Annotated in this window: 17 protein-coding genes; 6 read left to right on the forward strand and 11 right to left on the reverse strand. The window is 63.9% G+C overall.

Going from position 1 to position 17,039, the window contains the following annotated elements; translation table 11 throughout:
- Window positions 1-63 precede the first annotated feature (63 nt).
- The 6 genes from ACZ5BO_RS14255 to ACZ5BO_RS14280 all read right to left on the reverse strand — a co-directional run bounded on the left by ACZ5BO_RS14255 (window position 64) and on the right by ACZ5BO_RS14280 (window position 6,240).
- Complete coding sequence (locus tag ACZ5BO_RS14255; protein ID WP_464700534.1) at window positions 64-1,062, reverse strand: hypothetical protein; 999 nt, start codon at window positions 1,060-1,062, stop codon at window positions 64-66.
- A 138-nt stretch (window positions 1,063-1,200) separates the two neighbouring features.
- The gene (locus ACZ5BO_RS14260) at window positions 1,201-1,995 is read right to left on the reverse strand and encodes a nucleotidyltransferase domain-containing protein (protein ID WP_464700536.1); all 795 of its coding nucleotides are present in this window, start codon (window positions 1,993-1,995) and stop codon (window positions 1,201-1,203) included.
- A gap of 86 nt (window positions 1,996-2,081) precedes the next feature.
- A complete protein-coding gene (locus ACZ5BO_RS14265) occupies window positions 2,082-3,410 on the reverse strand; it encodes an MFS transporter (protein ID WP_464700538.1) in 1,329 nt (442 codons plus the stop codon).
- A 154-nt stretch (window positions 3,411-3,564) separates the two neighbouring features.
- Window positions 3,565-4,758 (reverse strand): L-2-hydroxyglutarate oxidase, encoded by a 1,194-nt coding sequence (lhgO, locus tag ACZ5BO_RS14270; protein ID WP_025131347.1) that lies wholly within the window; start codon window positions 4,756-4,758, stop codon window positions 3,565-3,567.
- Between the two features lie 132 nt (window positions 4,759-4,890).
- A complete protein-coding gene (locus tag ACZ5BO_RS14275) occupies window positions 4,891-5,601 on the reverse strand; it encodes a FadR/GntR family transcriptional regulator (protein WP_025131346.1) in 711 nt (236 codons plus the stop codon).
- Between the two features lie 111 nt (window positions 5,602-5,712).
- The gene (locus tag ACZ5BO_RS14280; RefSeq protein ID WP_025131345.1) at window positions 5,713-6,240 is read right to left on the reverse strand and encodes a GNAT family N-acetyltransferase; all 528 of its coding nucleotides are present in this window, start codon (window positions 6,238-6,240) and stop codon (window positions 5,713-5,715) included.
- A 123-nt stretch (window positions 6,241-6,363) separates the two neighbouring features.
- On the opposite strand from ACZ5BO_RS14280, the gene ACZ5BO_RS14285 reads away from it, so the two are divergent.
- A complete protein-coding gene (locus ACZ5BO_RS14285; RefSeq protein WP_464700541.1) occupies window positions 6,364-7,245 on the forward strand; it encodes a LysR family transcriptional regulator in 882 nt (293 codons plus the stop codon).
- Between the two features lie 17 nt (window positions 7,246-7,262).
- On the opposite strand, the gene ACZ5BO_RS14290 is transcribed toward ACZ5BO_RS14285, so the two are convergent.
- Entirely contained in the window at window positions 7,263-7,883 is a 621-nt protein-coding gene (locus ACZ5BO_RS14290) for a LysE family translocator (RefSeq protein WP_464700543.1), read from the reverse strand.
- Between the two features lie 124 nt (window positions 7,884-8,007).
- A complete protein-coding gene (locus tag ACZ5BO_RS14295) occupies window positions 8,008-8,874 on the reverse strand; it encodes a LysR family transcriptional regulator (RefSeq protein WP_464700545.1) in 867 nt (288 codons plus the stop codon).
- 138 nt (window positions 8,875-9,012) lie between these two features.
- On the opposite strand from ACZ5BO_RS14295, the gene ACZ5BO_RS14300 reads away from it, so the two are divergent.
- The 5 genes from ACZ5BO_RS14300 (at window position 9,013) to ACZ5BO_RS14320 (ending at window position 13,898) form a co-directional block, all read left to right on the forward strand.
- Window positions 9,013-10,065: an agmatine deiminase family protein gene (locus tag ACZ5BO_RS14300; RefSeq protein WP_025131341.1), complete on the forward strand. Its 1,053-nt coding sequence runs from the start codon at window positions 9,013-9,015 to the stop codon at window positions 10,063-10,065.
- 3 nt (window positions 10,066-10,068) lie between these two features.
- Window positions 10,069-10,977, forward strand: coding sequence for an N-carbamoylputrescine amidase (gene aguB / locus ACZ5BO_RS14305; RefSeq protein ID WP_464700547.1), 909 nt, complete (start codon window positions 10,069-10,071; stop codon window positions 10,975-10,977).
- A 1-nt stretch (window position 10,978) separates the two neighbouring features.
- A complete protein-coding gene (locus tag ACZ5BO_RS14310) occupies window positions 10,979-12,082 on the forward strand; it encodes an extracellular solute-binding protein (RefSeq protein WP_025131339.1) in 1,104 nt (367 codons plus the stop codon).
- Between the two features lie 96 nt (window positions 12,083-12,178).
- A complete protein-coding gene (locus ACZ5BO_RS14315) occupies window positions 12,179-13,303 on the forward strand; it encodes an agmatine deiminase family protein (protein ID WP_464700550.1) in 1,125 nt (374 codons plus the stop codon).
- Between the two features lie 136 nt (window positions 13,304-13,439).
- Complete coding sequence (locus ACZ5BO_RS14320) at window positions 13,440-13,898, forward strand: N-acetyltransferase family protein (RefSeq protein WP_464700552.1); 459 nt, start codon at window positions 13,440-13,442, stop codon at window positions 13,896-13,898.
- A gap of 420 nt (window positions 13,899-14,318) precedes the next feature.
- Here the strand turns inward: ACZ5BO_RS14320 and ACZ5BO_RS14325 are convergent, their stop codons facing one another.
- The 3 genes from ACZ5BO_RS14325 to ACZ5BO_RS14335 are packed head-to-tail and all read right to left on the reverse strand — an operon-like array spanning window position 14,319 to window position 16,748.
- Entirely contained in the window at window positions 14,319-15,260 is a 942-nt protein-coding gene (locus tag ACZ5BO_RS14325) for a class I SAM-dependent methyltransferase (protein ID WP_464700554.1), read from the reverse strand.
- A gap of 58 nt (window positions 15,261-15,318) precedes the next feature.
- On the reverse strand, window positions 15,319-15,765 hold the full coding sequence (locus ACZ5BO_RS14330) for a DUF7832 domain-containing protein (protein ID WP_464700556.1): 447 nt from the start codon (window positions 15,763-15,765) through the stop codon (window positions 15,319-15,321).
- A gap of 47 nt (window positions 15,766-15,812) precedes the next feature.
- On the reverse strand, window positions 15,813-16,748 hold the full coding sequence (locus tag ACZ5BO_RS14335; RefSeq protein WP_464700558.1) for an ankyrin repeat domain-containing protein: 936 nt from the start codon (window positions 16,746-16,748) through the stop codon (window positions 15,813-15,815).
- Window positions 16,749-17,039: the final 291 nt, after the last annotated feature.

Below are 17,039 nucleotides of genomic sequence, written 5' to 3' on the forward strand. Positions count from 1 at the left end.
GCACCAGTCTCGGAGAGTGCAGGAGGTCAGTGGGGTCCGCAGGCTCTCCTTGAACGCGGCATTTCAGTTCAAGACAAAGCCGTTGCAATCCAATTCATCGTTCCACTGATGGATGCCTGTAAGGCGCAGAATTTCTTCGAGCAGTTGCGGGTTTTCATCATTCAACTTCTCGTAGCTGCGTAACAGCGCCCAGACACAAGTAGGCTCTTGCAACGGGTGGATCATGAAGAGAATGCCTTTGATATTTTCGAACTCGCGCAAGATTCCTTCTTTGTCCAGTTTGCCGAGTACAAAGGGCTTGCCTTCGAATTCAGAATGGCCTTGTACAAGCATTTCGGGGTGTCCGAAAGCGAGCGCCCAGAGTTGACCGGTGACTGAAGTGGGGTATTGGCCATCGAGATCAGGATAGGAAGGGCGCAGTATCCGGGGGTGGCTTTCGATCGGGTGCAGCATGCAAAGATTCAGTACGAGGAATGTATTTGGATTGGCGAACTGATCTGTCTTGAAATTTTGTCGAGCCTTTTCAATCATTACCCGTGTGGCGTGCAATAAGTCTGGGCAGCCATGATCCTGTTCCCCATAGGATGCGATCTCGGTTGTTGCGCAAGCGACTCTCTTGCCTGCATGCAACTGCCTTTCCAGATCGAGTTGAGTCAGCAGAGAGTCGGCAATGGTTTTGGCCACTCCTAGGTCGCCTGTCGCGACAGAAAGCGTCTTGACTTCAAAGAAAGCTTCGCCGGGATGTGAGCACAATTCGAAGTCTGGGGTTCTTTTGCCGTTCTGTTCGGAGACGCGCTTGAGGTTCAGCTCTGCCTGAGTGCAGAGCAACCAGAAATGTGCCTCACCCAATAGTTGTGCAAATTTGTTGGTGAGGTGCGGTTCCAGCTCGAAATGAGGCTTGGACAGGAGTTCGTCCAGTTGCATGACATATTCAGTGAGTGCTGGATTGTCTTGGTAGGCCTGATCAAGTTCTGCCAAGGCTGGTTGTAGTCGTTCTAGATAGTGATTGTCTGCAATACCCTTCGAGCTCTGTAGTGCATTGATCAATTTTTGGGATAGCACTTTTGATTCTCCTTGTGATTGCCAATAAGGGGCTTGCCATGCCTTCAGCCGGGGTTTTGCAAGACAGGTGCCGGAGCCTTCAGGGCAGCATTATCCTTCTGGCAGGCCAGTGTCTTGGTGAGCTGAAGCAGTAGTTAACTAAATTGCAGAGTCTGGGAAGGCTTGTAGAGCCATCCACTGTCCGATGTTCCGTAAGCGCGTGGTGAAACCGTCACAGGCTAATGTCTTTGCTTCGGCTATTTGCCAGAACTCGCCGATGGGCCCTCGCATCTCGGGATGGCGCTGCACAAACAGCCACACATGCTCATCCAGGCTCTGGGGCCAGCTTGGCTCCTGCTCCTGGCGCAGCAGGTTGGTGGCGCGTATGAGTTTGCGTGATGCCTCCCGTTGCAGGCGCAGGATCTCAGCGGGCTGCTGTTCGTGGTCGAGGTGCATGGCGTAGTCGTTCAGCACTGCGAGAAAGTCGCCGTTCACCGCCAGGGCAATGTCCCGGCTGGGCCTGAAAGGTGCAAAGCGCGAGCGCAGGTCTTCGCCCCACAGGCAGCGGCAATGGTGCTTGAGCCAATAGCCCCAGCTGTCGAGGTTCTGGGTTGCCAGCACCTGTTCAAGGTGGCCGATATCGAAATCGATCTTCGACACTAAAGGGTGCCGCGCTTGCAGCGTCTGGCGCAGGTTTTCCAAATGCAGGAGCTGGGCGGTGTCGGCGGGATCTTGCAGAACCAGGCACAGGTCGAGGTCGGAGGCCCCGAGGGTGGCCGTGCCACGGGCGACGCTGCCGTACAGGTAGAGGCTGTGCAGCGGTGGGCTGGCGGGAGCGCAGAGGGCGGTACGCAGCTCGTCGAGCAGGGCGCGGTATTCGGATTGCAAGGGTGGTTCGGCGGGAAGGCTGATCAAGCCGTCGGCATCGACGCCGAATGCGCTATTGGGTGACATGGGGTGGCCTGTGATGCGAGTTTAGCGGCCACCTTAGCAGAGTCTCCCCAGGCCGCTGCAGCGGCCTGGGAAGGGAGCCGCCAACCTCAGTTCTTGAATGCCGAGTGCTTGCGGCCCTGGTCGCACAGGGCGAACACCACCACCAGCACCGCGGCGACGGCGAGGATGATCACCACGCCATCGGTGGAGTGGGTGGCCGAGGCGGTCACCAGGGACAGGGCGCCCAGCGGCGCCAGGCCGCCGGCGATGGCGGTGCCGATCTCGCGCCCGGTGCCGAAGCCCGAGGAGCGGGTCGCGGTGGGGAACTGGCGGCTGAGAAACGAACCCTGGGGCGCGAACATCATGGGCGCCAGGATGCCGGTGCCGACACCGATGGCGATATAGATCATCAAGCTTTCGCCGGTGTTGAGCAGGGCCAGGAACGGGTAGGCGAACAGCAGCGAGAACACGCCGCCGAGTACCAGCACGGTCCTGCTGCTCCACTTGTCGCAGAGCCAGCCGAAGAACGGCACGGCAACGATGGCGATCAGGCTGGCGATGGTCACCGACAGCGAGGTGACGTGTACGTCCACGCCCTTGTACTGGGTCAGGTACGCCAGGGAGAAGGTCTTGAAGATGTAGCTCAGGGCGTTGTAGCCGATGGCCACGAAGAACACCACGCCCAGGCCCTTGAGGTCATTTTTCAGCAGCGCCTTGAGGGGCGAGGCCTGGACCTTGGGCGCGTCCTTCTTCAGTTCCTTGAACTCCGGGGTTTCCGGGATGCTGTTGCGCACCCAGAGGCCGACGCCCACCAGCACGATGCTGCAGACGAAGGGGATGCGCCAGCCACCGGCCAGCAGGAACTCGTTGCCGTTGATGGTCAGCAGGTAAATGGTCAGCGACGACAGCAGCAGGCCCAGGTTCAGCCCCAGTGCCGGCCAGGCGCCCTGGCTGCCGCGCTTGCCTTCGCTGGCATGTTCATAGGAGGTGACCGCCGCGCCCGAGAGCTCGGCACCGGCCCCCAGGCCCTGGATGATGCGGATGGCCACCAGCAGGATCGGCGCCCAGATGCCGATCGAGGCGTAGCTGGGGATCAGGCCGATCAGTGTGGTGCACACGCCCATCAGGCAGAAGGTCAGCACCAGGACCTGCTTGCGGCCGAACTTGTCCCCCAGGTAGCCGAACAGGATGCCGCCGAAGGGCCGGGCGATAAAGCCGATGGCGAAGGTGGAGAAGGCCATCAGGGTGGCGGTCTTCGGGTCGCTGTTGTCGAAGAAGATCTTCGAGAAGACGATGGCCGCCATGGTGGCGTAGAGGTAGAAGTCGTACCACTCCAGCATCGAGCCGAAGATGGTCGCCGCCGCGACCTTGCGCAGGCGCTTCTTGGTTTGTTGTGGGGTTTCCGCTGCAGTACTGCCGGTTTCAACTGCGGTCATTCTGTACATCCTCTTGGATCATTGTATTTATTGTCGAGTTGACGCGAGCCATGTCCAGCGCGCCGAAAAAGGCGTTGCCGGAGGTGTTGCGGCGGCACGCAGCCCTGCTGGCTGTGCTTGGGCACAGGGCAAGAACGGCATGGCGCGGGGTGTTTCAATCCGCCTGGAAGATCCGGTCGGCAATCATCGAACCAATGGGAATTGCCGAGGTGGCGGCGGGTGAAGGCGCGTTGCAGACGTGCAACATGCGCGGGGTTTCGGCGAACAGGAAGTCGTGCACCAGGCTGCCGTCGCGCATCACCGCCTGGGCGCGGATCCCCGCTTCGTAGGGCAGCAGGTCGTCGACCTCCAGGGACGGGCAGTACTTGCGGCATTGCTCCAGGTAGCCGGACTTGAACAGCGAGTTCTTCATCTCGGTGGTGCCGGAGCCGAGGTTCTGCCAGATGGTTTTCCAGAACCCGGGGAAGCTGGCGTACTGCGCCACATCGCGCCAGTTGATCGAGAACTTCTTGTAGTTCTCACGGCCCAGGCCCAGTACCGCGTTGGGCCCCACGGTGACGCTGCCGTCGATCATGCGGGTCAGGTGCACCCCGAGAAACGGCAGCTCGGGGTCGGGAATCGGGTAGATCAGGTGATTGACGATGTCGTTCTTCGACGCCGGCAGACGGAAGTATTCGCCACGGAAGGGGATGATCTGGTGGTCGATGCTGATCCCGGCCAGGGTCGCCAGGCGGTCCGATTGCAGTCCGGCGCAGGCCACCAGCTTCTTCGCCCGCCAGCTGCCGCCGTGGGTGCTGACGGTGACGCTGTCGGCGCTTTCCTGGATCGCGGTCACGGTCTGGCTGAGGCAGATTTCGCCACCGTCGCGGCGGATCACCCGGGCCATGGTGTCGCAGACTTCGCGGTAGTCGACGATGCCGGTGGCGTCGAGGAACAGCCCGCCAAGGCCGACGATGTTCGGTTCACGCTGGCGCAGTTGCTCGGCGTCCAGGCGCTCGACCTTCAGGCCGTTCTGCTGCGAGCGCTGGTACAGGGCCTCCATGCGTTGCACTTCCAGGGCGTTGGACGCCACCAGCACCTTGCCGCAGACCTCGAACTTGATCCCGTGCTCGCTGCAGAACTGCTTGGTGGCCTCGGCGCCACGCTTGCACAAGTCAGCCTTGAGGCTGCCGGGCGCGTAGTAGATCCCGGCATGGATCACCCCGCTGTTGTGCCCGGTCTGGTGTTTGGCCAGCACGGTTTCCTTTTCCAGGATCACCAGCGACGCGCCGGGCTGGCGCTTTAGGATCTCCATCGCGGTGGCCAGTCCGACGATGCCGCCGCCGATGATGCAAAAGTCATAGATCATTGTTCTGGGTACCTTGGATCACTTGTTTCAGGTCTGGTTATCAGGTTGTCAGACTAACTAATCCGACAAAACTCTACAGGCTTGCGCCGGCTGTCAAACGTGCAGCGTGAGGCGTGAATTTTCTAGCAATGGTTAATCGGTAGTCGGCAGTTCCAGGCCCAGGCGCTTGGCCGATGCGCGCAAGTGGGCATCGGCGCAGGCTGCGGCCGCTTGCCGGTTGCCATCGGCGATGGCCTGGTACAGCGCCTGATGTTCCTGGATGGCATCCGCCGAACCGCCTACCTGGGGCAGTGCGGAGTTTTCCCAGGCGGTCTTGCGGGCACTGGCCAGCTGGCTGCCGAGAAAATCATGGAAAGCCACGAAATAGTCATTCTTGCTGGCTTCGGCGATGGCCCGGTGGAACTCCACATCGGCCAGGGCGGCGGTTTCCAGGTCGCTGCGCTGGTCGTGCATTTCCTGCAGGGCTCGTTGCATGCGCTGCAGGTCAGCGGCGTCGCGGCGCTGGGCGGCGATCGACGCGGCCTGGGTCTCGATCCACAGGCGCATTTCGAACATTTGCGCCAGATCCGCCAGACGGCCTCGGGTTTGCGGAAAACGGAAGACGGTGCCGGCCGGGGTCTTGGAAATGTACGAGCCCAGGCCACGACGGGCGATCAGCACGCCGTCGGCCTTGAGCTGGGCAATGGCTTCGCGAATCACCGAGCGGCTGACGTTCAACTGCTCGGCCAGCTGCTGCTCGGTAGGCAGGCGCGATTCGGGGGCCAGGCGGCCGGAATCGATCTCGGTGCGGATCGCATTGACCACCCGCACAACGAGAGAGTCGGGTCGCTGGAGTTCAAGCATGGGAGGGTAAAGCCTTGGTAGTCAGGTTGTCAGACAATAGCCGTTGGGATTTTTCGCTGTCAAGAAAAACCCACACCGGGCAGGCCTGGGAGGGGGCTGACAAGCTCGGGTTCAGGCGGTCAGGGGGCAGCTGAAAATCAGGTCGTCGAACACTTCGCCACCTCTCTGGAATGCTCGTTCATCACAGTGCTGGAAGACAAAACCGCAGCGCTCCAGGACCTGGCACGACGCTGCATTGCCGTCGGTGACCGTGGCCACCAGGCGCTTGATACCCAGGCTGTGGCGGGCGTACTCCATCAGCGTGCGCAGGGATTCCGTGGCCAGGCCCTTGCCTTGATGAGCGGGGGCCAGCAGGTAGCCGACTTCGGCTTCGGCGCTGGGCCGGTCGCTGACCCGCAGGCCGGTGAAGCCCAGTTCTTCGCCGCTGTGGCGGTCGCGGATCACCAGGCACAGCCAATGGCTCGCATCCATGTCCCAGTGGGGCAGGCGCGAGGTGAAACGCTCCTCGATCTGCGCCCGGGAGAGCGGATCGCAGACATAGCGGAGGTTTTCCGGGTCGCTGTGCAGGGCCAGAAACAGGTCCCAGTCATGGGCGTTCAAGGGGCGCAGGTGAAGGCGAGGGGAATGCAGTTCCAGCATGGGGGCTCCAGATCCGTTGGCAGCAAAGACCTGGGCCACTTTACCGGAGAAAAGTCTGACCTCTGCGGTACTTTTTTCGCATAAGATCCTCGGCCTGGGTTTTCAGGGATAGGGCAGGTAAGCGTGAACTGGGACGATCTGCGGTTTTTCATAGCCGTCGCCAATGCCAGCAACATCACCGACGCCGGGCAGGCGCTGAAGGTGTCGGCCTCGACGGTTTCGCGCAAGATCCTGATGCTGGAGCAGGCCTTGAACAGCGTGCTGTTTCTCAAGACCACCCAGGGCTATTTCCTCACCGAGGCCGGCCAGGCCCTGCTGCCCATGGCCCTGGAGGCCGAGGAGCGCTTCCGGCTGATGGAGCGCCAACTGTCCCGGCCTGGAGCGCGCATGGCGGGGGTGGTGCGCATCGACTGCCCGGAACTGATGGGCAGCCACCTGATCATTCCCGCGCTTGCGCCGTTTCGCTTGCAGCATCCACAGATCCGCTTCGATTTCGTCAATGCGGCGCGCTCGGTCAAGCTCACCCAGAGTCACAGCGACCTGCTACTGCGCCTGCAACGGCCGGAAGCCGGCAACTTCACCCTGCGCCGGGTCGGCGAGTTGACCCAGGCGCTGTTCTGTTCCCCGGGTTACGCCGCTGCCCATGGCTGCCCCGAAAAGCCGGCGGACTTGCGCCAGCATTCGCTGATCGGCTGGAACCAGACCCTGGCCCACATGCCCCTGGCCCGCTGGCTGGATCAGCTCAGCGGCGACCAGCCGCTGTGGATGCGCACCGGCAACCTGGAGGCGCAACTCAAGGCGGTGCAGGCGGGGCTGGGGATTGCCGCCTTGCCGGCGTACATCGCAGAGCCTCTGGGCCTGCACCGGGTGTTGCCCCAGACTCCGCCCCACCGTGCGGATATCTGGCTGCTGCGCAACCTGGCGACCCAGGGCCAGGAGCGGGTCGAACGGGTGGTGGAGTTTCTCTGCGACTTGCTGGCGCGCCATGGGTTGTGCGGGGAGTGAGTGTTGCGCGTTTGCGGCTAGGCAGTGCCGTTGCGCAGGAAGATCCAGATTGCCACCGCCATCAGCATCACGCCGAACAGGGCATTCTGGGCCAGCAGCAGCCTGGGTCGGGCCCGCAGCAGGACCTGCAGGCTTGAGCCCAGGCAGGCCCAGAGCAGATGACCGAACAGGTTCACCGCGATCAGTGCGGCGCTGAGCGTCAGCACCACGGTGCTGCCCACGTCCGTTTCCGGGCTGAAGGTGGAGAACATCACCAGCAACATGACCAGGCCCTGCACATTGCCCAGTTGCAGCACCACGCCGTCACGAAACTGCAGGGTCACGGCCCGTTCGCCAGGCTTGCGCAGGGGCCGCAGCAACAGGCGCAGGCCCAGCCAGAAAATGTACAGGCTGCCGGCGACCCGCAGCCCCCACAGCAGTTGCGGCTGGTTCGCCAGGCTGTGATACAGCCCCAGCCCCACCAGCAAGGCCAGCAGGAAATAGGTCAGGTCGAGCCCGAGGATAAAACGCAGTGAACGACGCACACCGCTCTGGGCGCCGGAGCTGGCCACCATCAGGTTGCCGGGGCCGGCGCTCAGGGCCATGGGCAGCATGGTCGACAGCCACAGCGGCCAGTTGATGTCGTGGACAGGGGGCACGGACGGCTCCTCAATGGCGGTGCGGATTGCACCGGCGCCAGCTTAAGGCGTCGCCGTGGTTCGGGTTACCGGCAAAAATCGAAAATGGTTTTGCATCGGGCCCGGTAGTGCGGGTGCAGGTGTTCTAGTTCTCTTGAGCGTGCAGCGCCGCCTGTAACCACTGGCTGAAACTGCAGGTCAGGGCGCTGCCTTCGCTGTCCCGATGAATCAGCCAGGACCAGGTCGGGCCGCGTACGCTCTGCTCGCACAGCGGCGCCAGTTGCCCCTCGTTGCGCGCCTGCTCGGCCAGCAACTGGCTGACCAGGGCAATCCCATGGCCAGCGCAGGCGGCGTCCAGCAGCAACCCGGGGTCGGAAAAATTCAACCCGCTACTGCCCTGGCCAATGTCCGCGCCGCCTTCTACCACCCAGTGGCTCCAGTCCATTTCCCGTTCGCCGTGCAAGGTGGTGCGGCATTCCCGTGGCTGTTCCAGCAGGCGCGGGTGGCAGGCCGGGTAGAGGCGGTCGCTGTAGAGCTCCAGGTAGCTGCATTCGGCCTGGGCGCTGAGGTCGTCGCGAATCGTCAGGTCGATGGTCTGGGTGCTCATGTCCGGCGGCTCGAAGGAGGTGAACAGCCAGAGGTCGACCTCCGGGTGCAGGCGATGGAACTCGCCCAGGCGCGGCAGCAGCCAGTGGCGGGCGAACGCCGGGGTGGTGTTGACCACCAGTTGGTTGGGCTTGCGGTACTGCTCCAGGCGACGGATGCCCACCGCCAGTTGCTGCAGCAGCGACTGGGTGGTGCTGCGCAGGTCATGCCCGGCATCGGTGAGGCTGACGCTGCGCCCGGTGCGGAAGAACAGCGGCTGTTCGAGGAAGGTTTCCAGGCTGCGGATCTGCTGGCTGATGGCCGACTGGGTGAGGTGCAGTTCTTCGGCGGCCTTGTGGAAACTGCCCAGGCGCGCGGCAGCTTCGAAGCCGCGCAAGGCATTCAGAGGTGGCCAGTGTTTCAACATGATTGATAAGTCCAGCTGATCAGTAATGGGCTAAATCTATCGTTTGTTGCGGCTTTTTCAAAGCCATAGCATGGGCGCTATCGAACATTGGTGTTTTGTTGGCTGATAACAAAACCTTAACTGAGAGGTGCAATGCCCATGCTGCGCAATGACAATCAACATAACGGCTGGTCCATGCCCGCGGAGTGGGCCGTGCACGCCGCCACCTGGATGGTCTGGCCACACAACCAGGCGCTCTGGGAGTCCGGCTGGGGCGTGACCCTGGCTCAGGTGCAGGAAGACTTCGCCCGGGTGGTCAATGCCATTGCGCGCTTCGAGCCGGTGAAACTGGTGGTCGACCCTGCGGCCCTGGAGAGCGCTCGTGCCCTGTGCGGGGCCAATGTCGAGTTGATCCCCCTGGCGGTGAACGACAGCTGGTGCCGCGACTCCGGGCCGAGTTTCATCGCGCATCCGCAGCAGGGGCTGGCGGGCGTCAGCTGGCGCTTCAATGCCTGGGGCGGCAAGTCGGCCCACGATCTGGATGAAAGCCTGGCCCGCCGAGTGCTCAACTCCCTCGACCTGGAATGCTTCGGCACGCCCCTGGCCAACGAGGGCGGGGCAATTCATGTGGACGGTGACGGCACCCTGATCACCACCGAATCGGTGCTGCTCAACCCCAACCGCAACCCGGGCCTTTGCAAGGCCGAGATCGAGGAGATTTTCAGCCGCCTGCTGGGGGTGAAGAAAACCATCTGGCTGCCGGGCGATCCGGATCACGTCACTGGCGACATGACCGACGGCCATGTCGACGGCATCTGCGCCTTTGCCCGTCCCGGAGTGCTGCTGGTGGATGCCACCCGCGATTCGGACTCGGTGTACGCCGAAGTGGTGCGCGAGAACCGTCGTGCCCTGCAACTGGCGCGGGACGCCCGGGGCCGCAGTTTTGAAATGCTCGAACTGTTCGAGGCCAGCGAGGCGGTGGACACCCAGGCCGAAGTGTTCTGCGCGTCCTACACCAACTTTTATATCGTCAATGGCGCAATCATCATGCCGGCCTATGGCATCGCCGCCGACCGCGAGGCGGCCGAGGTGCTGGCCCTGGCGTTCCCGGGGCGTGAAGTGGTGCCGGTGCGGATCAATCACCTGGCCCATGGCGGCGGCGGGGTGCATTGCATCACCCAGCAGCAGCCGGCCTGGCCGGTAAAGGGCTGAACCATGACGATCCTGACCGTTGCCACTACCCAGATGCCCTGCAGCTGGAACCTCGAACAGAACCTCGACCAGGCCGAACAACTGGTGCGCCAGGCGGCGGCCGAGGGCGCCCAGGTGATCCTGTTGCAGGAGCTGTTCGCCACCCCGTACTTCTGCATCGAGCAGCACCACAAGCACCAGGAGCTGGCCGAGGAATACGCCCACAGCCGGGTGCTCAAGCGCTTTGCCGCCCTGGCCGGGGAGCTGGGGGTGGTGCTGCCCCTGAGCTGGTACGAGCGGGCCGGCAATGCCTGCTTCAACTCCCTGAGCGTGGCCGATGCCGATGGCCGTCTGCTCGGGGTCTACCGCAAGACCCACATCCCCAACGCCATCGGTTACCAGGAGAAGGAGTACTTCAGCCCCGGTGACACGGGCTTTCGGGTCTGGGACAGCGCCTTCGGCCGCCTGGGGATCGGTATCTGCTGGGACCAGTGGTTCCCCGAGACCGCCCGCTGCCTGGCGTTGCAGGGGGCCGAGGTGCTGCTGTTCCCGACCGCCATCGGCTCCGAGCCCGGCGCCGCCGACCTGGATTCCCGTGATCACTGGCAGATGACCATGCGCGGCCATGCGGCTGCCAACCTGCTGCCGGTGGTGGCCGCCAACCGCGTCGGCCGTGAAGTGGCGACTACCGACCCGGCGTTGCAGATGAGCTTTTATGGCTCGTCCTTCATCTGCAACCACAAGGGGCGCCTGCTGGCTGAAGCCGATCGCCAGACCCCGGGCGTGCTGCTGCACGGCCTGGACCTGGCGGCGATGCGCGAGGAGCGCCTGACCTGGGGCATCTACCGCGACCGCCGCCCCGACATGTACGGCGCGTTGCTGAGCCTGGACGGCCGTCACCTGGACCCACGCTGGACCCACCAAGGGGTTTGACATGCACATCACTCACCCATGCTTGCTGGCCTCGTTCGGGTTGCTGCTCGGCAGTGCACTGTCGTCGGCCCAGGCCGATGATCAGACCCTGCGCCTGTACAACTGGGCGGATTACTTCGCCGAGGACACCCTGGCCAAGTTCACCGCTGAAACCGGGATCAAGGTGATCTACGACGTGATGGACGGCAGCGAGGTGCTGGAAGCCAAGTTGATGACCGGCGGCAGTGGCTACGACCTGATCTTCCCGGGGGACACCGTGGCCGAGCGGCTGATGCGGGCCGGCAGCCTGCAGGCCCTGGACCCGACGAAGATCGCCGCCCTGGCGGACATCGAGCCCGGCCTGCAGCAACTGCGCAGCCACTACCCCCACGCCAGCCAGGCCACCGTGCCCTATACCTGGGGCACCATCGGCCTGACCTACAACGCCCAGCAGATCGCCCAGCGCCTGCCGAATGCCCCGGTCAACAGCCTGGACCTGTTGTTCAAGCCGGAGCTGGCGGCGAAGTTTGCCGACTGCGGCATCTCGATGATCGACTCCCCCGACGAGGTGCTGGCGGTGGTCCTCAACTACCTGGGACGCGAGCCGCGCAGCGCCAAGCCCGAGGACCTGGCGGCGGCCAGTGAACTGCTGCTCAAGGTGCGCCCCTACATCCGCAAGTTCCAGTCCCAACCGGTGACCGACCTGGTCAATGGCAACCTGTGCCTGTCCCTGGGCTACAGCGGCGACATGACCCAGGCCCAGCGCACCGCCGATGCGGCAGGCAAGCAGGTCGACTTCGAGTACCGCGTACCGCGCGAGGGCACCACGGTGTGGATGGACAACATGGCGATCCCCAAGGATGCGCGGCACCCGGAGTACGCTTACGCCTTCATCAACTTCGTCATGCGCCCGCAGAACATGGCGGCCATCAGCAACTTCACCGGCTACCCCACGGCCAACGCCAAGGCGCGGCCGGATGTCGATCCGCAGATGCGCAACAACCCGGATATCTACCTGGACGCGGCAACCTATGAGCGGCTGATTCCCGGCAAGGATATTCCCCAGGCCGACATGCGCGCGCGCATGCGCACCTGGACCAAGTTCAAGACCGCGGCGGTCAAGTAGCCGCGGGCCATATCCCCGCCGGTCGTCGATTGATGGCCCGCGGGCTTTCACCACTCTGTACTAACGTATCTACAGCCCTTTTCGAGAGTAAGACCGATGCCCACCCGACGTGTATTCATCAAGCAGGCCTCACTGTTGGCCGGTTTCGGCGCCATGGCGTCCCTGGGCCTGGGGCTCGACGCCAGCCGGGCCCGAGCCCAGGAGCAGGAAGGCTGGTACCTGCCCGACGAGGGCGACCGCCACCGCCAGGCCTATATCGCCTTCGGCGCCCAGGACGCCATCTGGGAAGACTTCACCGGCGATGTACAAGAAGCCCTCGGGCGCATTGCCCGGGCGATCGCCGCCTATGAACCCTTGACCGTGTTCTGCCGTGCTTCCGAGCGCGACCTGGCAGAGGAGCTGTGCGGCAGCCGCAACGTCAGCTACGTGGTCACCGAGCTGGACGACATCTGGATGCGCGACATCGGCGCCAACTTCGTCGTCGATGGCCAGGGTGGGCTGGGCGCGGTGGATTTCAACTTCAATGGCTGGGGCAACAAGCAGCGCCATGCCAAGGATGCGCGCCTGGCCCGGCGCATGGCCGATTCCGCCGAAGCGCTCTACCTGCGCAGCGAACTGGTGGGCGAGGGCGGCGGCATCGAGGTGGATGGCCACGGCACCGGGATCATGACCGAGAGCAGCTGGATCAACGGCAACCGCAACCCCGGCTGGAGCAAGGCCGAGGTCGAAGCAGAGCTCAAGGCCCGCCTCGGGCTGCGCAAGATCATCTGGCTGCCGGGGATCAAGGGCAAGGACATCACCGATGCCCACGTCGACTTCTATGCGCGCTTCATCGAACCCGGGGTGGTGCTGGCCAACCTCGACAACGACCCGGACTCCTATGACCACGCCGTGACCCTCAAGCACCTGGAGATCCTGCGCAACGCCACCGATGCCGACGGGCGCAAGCTGCAGGTGCACACCGTGTCGCCGCCACTGAACCCGCGCAAGAGTCGTTTCAGCCGTGGCAATGACGATTTCGCCGCCGGCTACATCAACTATTTCGTGATCAATGGGGCGGTGATCTCCCCGCAGTTCGGCGACTCGGCCGCCGACACCAAGGCCCTCAACCTGCTCAGCAGCCTGTACCCCGGGCGCAAGGTGATCCAACTGGACATCGACGCCATCGCTGCCGGTGGCGGCGGCATCCACTGCGTGACCCATCACCAGCCCGAGGTGTGAGGTTCGCTGGGGCTCGTAAAGTGGTCTGCTGATGAGGCTTGAACTGGCCTGATCAAACCTGCCATTGAGCCCCTAAGCTGGCGCTCTTCACCACCCGGGACCTGATGCCTGGTGTGGGTTTTCAAAGGAGAGTGCAATGAGTGATCAACAACACGCAGTGAGCATACGGCCGATTCAGCCTGGGGATTACCAGCAGTGGTTGCAGCTGTGGCTGGCGTACCAGGACTTCTATCAAGTGACGCTGGATGAGCAGGTCAGCGTGCTTGCTTTCGAACGGTTTTGCGATCCCCGGGAACCGGTGTTTTCAGCGGTGGCGGTGCAGGGCGATGAACTGATTGGTTTCGTCAACTCGGTGCTGCACCGTTCGACCTGGGCGCTAACCGACTTCTGTTACCTGGAGGACCTGTATGTAGCCCCATCGGTGCGGGGCAGTGGTGCGGGAAAACGGTTGATCGAGTGGGTGCAGGCCTTTGCCCGGGAACAGCGCTGTGGGCGCTTGTACTGGCACACACAGGAGAGCAACAAGCGCGCCCAGCGGCTGTATGACTGGGTGGCGCACAAGCCCGGGGTTATCGAGTATCGGATGGCGCTGTGAGGGAAGGGGGGCTTTGGGCTTTTTGGGGGGGGCACATGCCCCTCCTACAGGGAACTGCACGGCCTATCTGCCTGCTGTAGGAGCTGGCTTGCCAGCGAAGGCGTCGGCCCAGGCGCTGCATGCCTTGCGGGCCTCTTCGCCGGCAAGCCGGCTCCTACAGGGAACTGCACGGCCTATCTGCCTGCTGTAGGAGCTGGCTTGCCAGCGAAGGCGTCGGCTCAGGCACTGCATGACTTGCGGGCCTCTTCGCCGGCAAGCCGGCTCCTACAGGGAACTGCACGGCCTATCTGCCTGCTGTAGGAGCTGGCTTGCCAGCGAAGGCTTCGGCCCAGGCGCTGCATGACTTGCGGGCCTCTTCGCCGGCAAGCCGGCTCCTACGGACAGGGCGTAAAATGCCCCACTCGCCAACCCCCCAATCCGCTATTGCCCTTGACGAAACACCAGCGCCTTGAGCCCGCACTGCGGATCGGCATCGGGAAACTCCGGCGGGTTCTCCAGCCGCTGTTCAAAGCGCAACCCCGGCGCCGCCTCGGCCATCCCCTCCAGCAGAAACTCCACGGCAAACGCCGGGTCGTTCATGCAGGCCAGCACGCAGCCATTGGCCGTCAACAGCTCCGGCAGGCGCCGCAGCACCCGCGCATAGTCCTTGCTCAGCACAAAGCTGCCTTTCTGGAACGACGGTGGGTCGATGATCACCAGGTCATAAGGGCCGCCTTGCTTGACCTTGCTCCAGGACTTGAACAGGTCATGGCCGAGAAAGCTCACTCGGCTGGTGTCATGGCCATTGAGCCGATGATTGTCGCGGCCGCGGCTCAGGGCTGCCCGGGACATGTCCAGGTTGACCACCTTCTCGGCGCCGCCCTCGATCGCCGCCACCGAGAAGCCGCAGGTGTAGGCGAACAGGTTGAGCACGTTCTGGCCCTGGGCCTGGGCCCGGACCCAGTTGCGCCCGTAGCGCATGTCGAGGAACAGCCCGTTGTTCTGCTTGCTGCCCAGGTCCACCTGGTAGCGCAGGCCTTCCTCGGTGATGGTGCAGAAGTCCACCGCCTGCCCCAGCAGCCATTCGCCATGGCTGTCGGGCAGGTAGCGGTGTTGCAGCATCAGGCTGCGGGCGCCGCTGGCGTGCCATTGTGCGGTATCGCCCAGGGCGACCAGCAGCTGCTTGAGGGCCGCGAGCTGCTCGGCTTCCGGGGCCTTGAACAGCGACACCAGCAACACCCCTTGCAGCCAGTCCACGGTCAGTTGCTCCAGCCCCGGCCAGCAGCGCCCGCGCCCATGGAACAGGCGCCGGGTTTCGCTGGGGGCCGTAGCCAGGGCGGTGAGCAGGTGCTGGTTGAGGGTGGCGAGAGCTAGAGGTGTCATCGGTGGGGCCGGCAATTTTCGGGGGCGGCATTTAACCACAATTGCCGGCGGCCGGCGTTCAGTCGATGTACTGCGGTCGCCCCATGGCGCGCCATTGCGCAAGGCGCTTGTCCATCACCGCTGCCAGCCGGTCATAGTTGCTCCAGCTGTTTTCCACCCGGTAGATGGTGCCAGGCTCGGGGGCCAGGATCTGTTCGTAGTCGCTGGAAAACCGACCGCTGTCCCGTCCCTTGTAGTAGGCCAGGGCGAAGGCATTGCCTTCGTCGTTGAAATCACCCTCGCTGAGCTTTTCATCCAGTATCCGCAACAGGAACTCACGGCCATCGAGGGTGCGGGCGTGGACTTGCCCGATCTCCTCTTCGACATCGTCCAGCAGTTCCTCGCTGGCAAAGTCGTTGATCAGCATCCAGGCCAGGAACAGGCCGATATGGGTGGCCCCGGCGCTGGTGGGCAGGTCGGCGGGGAAGTCGCCGCCGTAGTGCCAGCAGGCATCGTCGTATTTCATTTGTGCAGGTCCTGAAAGGAGAGAGGGGCGTGCAAGTGGCAGGCGGGTCACAGAATGGCGTGGGTCCATCGCGGGGTGCCGGCCAGGCGACGCTTGACGCTGTCGATGCGCCATTGCCCCGCGACCCGCTTGACCAGGAAGCGATGCTCGTAGCACAGCGCCCGGGAGGCCGGATCACGCACCAGCACTTCGGCCTGGGCGGGCTTGAGCAACTGGCAGCCCAGAAGTTCGTCGGCCGCGGAGTAGGTGGTGGGGTAGCCGTAGGAGGCTCGGGGGTAGGCCCGCGGCCGCAGGGTGCAGAAACGCTCCAGGAGCTGTTGCGGTTCGGCCCAGAAGGCGGCGTCGACAGCCTCGTGGCCCAGGGCATTGCCCCGTTGTTCCCAAGCCTCCAGGGCCAGGGTATAGGCCCGCACCTGGGTGACCGGATCGCCACTGTTGTCATTGCCTGGTGCCAGCGGCGGCCAGGGCAGGGAGGGGGGCGGTGCGGACGCTGGCGGCGCCCCGGCACCGGCCTGCGCCAGCCATTGCATGATCTGGGTATGGCCCTTCTCTTCGGCCAGGGACCAGGCATTGCGCTGCTGGAAGTCCAGGGGCAGGGGATCGGCGCCGGCTTTGAGCAGCAAGCTCACCATTGCCTCGTGCCCGGCCTGGGCGGCGTTCATCAGCGCAGTGCGTTGCAGTTCGGGGCTGGCGTGTTCGAGCGCGGCGCCATGGGCGATCAGCAACTCGGCGATGGCGGTATCGCCATGGCTGGCGGCCCAGGCCAGGGGGCTGTAGCCCAGGGCCTTGCAGGGTTGCTGGACATTCGCGCCACGGGCCAGCAGCAGCGTCACGGCCGGCCGGTGCCCGGCGATAGTGGCGGCCAGAAGGGCCGTGCGGCCAGTGCCCTTGTGCTGCCATTCAAGGTCCGCACCGGCATCAAGGAGGCGTTCGAGGGCCACGAGATCGCCGCGTGCGGCGGCTTTTTCCAGTAGGTGAGACAAGGTCGAGAATCCGTTCGGTCAGGGTAGAAACGCCGCGGCATGGTAACGCTCCAGGCGCCGTTGTTGCCATGCCCGGTATGCTCATCGCTGCCGTTCTGGCAGGCCAGTCGCGCTGGGCTACGCGGTGATAGGGGACGCCGGGTACGGCCCGGGCCATTTCAGGCGTCGCAGGCGAGGGCTGGGGGGGAGGCGCTCAATGACCGGCAGCGCCGACCCGGCCACCTGAGGAATCCTCAGGCGGGTGGGGGGTTCATGGACGCCTTCCGAAGGCTTGCGTAGGATGGCGCGTTC

Source organism: Pseudomonas sp. FFPRI_1, assembly GCF_055384485.1.

Coding starts and splice junctions, on each gene's coding strand:
- ACZ5BO_RS14260 (WP_464700536.1), bottom strand. CDS start 1,995: ATGTCACCCAATAGCGCATTCGGCGTCGATGCCGACGGCTTGATCAGC.
- ACZ5BO_RS14265 (WP_464700538.1), bottom strand. CDS start 3,410: ATGACCGCAGTTGAAACCGGCAGTACTGCAGCGGAAACCCCACAACAA.
- lhgO (WP_025131347.1), bottom strand. CDS start 4,758: ATGATCTATGACTTTTGCATCATCGGCGGCGGCATCGTCGGACTGGCC.
- ACZ5BO_RS14275 (WP_025131346.1), bottom strand. CDS start 5,601: ATGCTTGAACTCCAGCGACCCGACTCTCTCGTTGTGCGGGTGGTCAAT.
- ACZ5BO_RS14280 (WP_025131345.1), bottom strand. CDS start 6,240: ATGCTGGAACTGCATTCCCCTCGCCTTCACCTGCGCCCCTTGAACGCC.
- ACZ5BO_RS14295 (WP_464700545.1), bottom strand. CDS start 8,874: ATGTTGAAACACTGGCCACCTCTGAATGCCTTGCGCGGCTTCGAAGCT.
- ACZ5BO_RS14300 (WP_025131341.1), top strand. CDS start 9,013: ATGCTGCGCAATGACAATCAACATAACGGCTGGTCCATGCCCGCGGAG.
- aguB (WP_464700547.1), top strand. CDS start 10,069: ATGACGATCCTGACCGTTGCCACTACCCAGATGCCCTGCAGCTGGAAC.
- ACZ5BO_RS14310 (WP_025131339.1), top strand. CDS start 10,979: ATGCACATCACTCACCCATGCTTGCTGGCCTCGTTCGGGTTGCTGCTC.
- ACZ5BO_RS14315 (WP_464700550.1), top strand. CDS start 12,179: ATGCCCACCCGACGTGTATTCATCAAGCAGGCCTCACTGTTGGCCGGT.
- ACZ5BO_RS14320 (WP_464700552.1), top strand. CDS start 13,440: ATGAGTGATCAACAACACGCAGTGAGCATACGGCCGATTCAGCCTGGG.
- ACZ5BO_RS14325 (WP_464700554.1), bottom strand. CDS start 15,260: ATGACACCTCTAGCTCTCGCCACCCTCAACCAGCACCTGCTCACCGCC.
- ACZ5BO_RS14330 (WP_464700556.1), bottom strand. CDS start 15,765: ATGAAATACGACGATGCCTGCTGGCACTACGGCGGCGACTTCCCCGCC.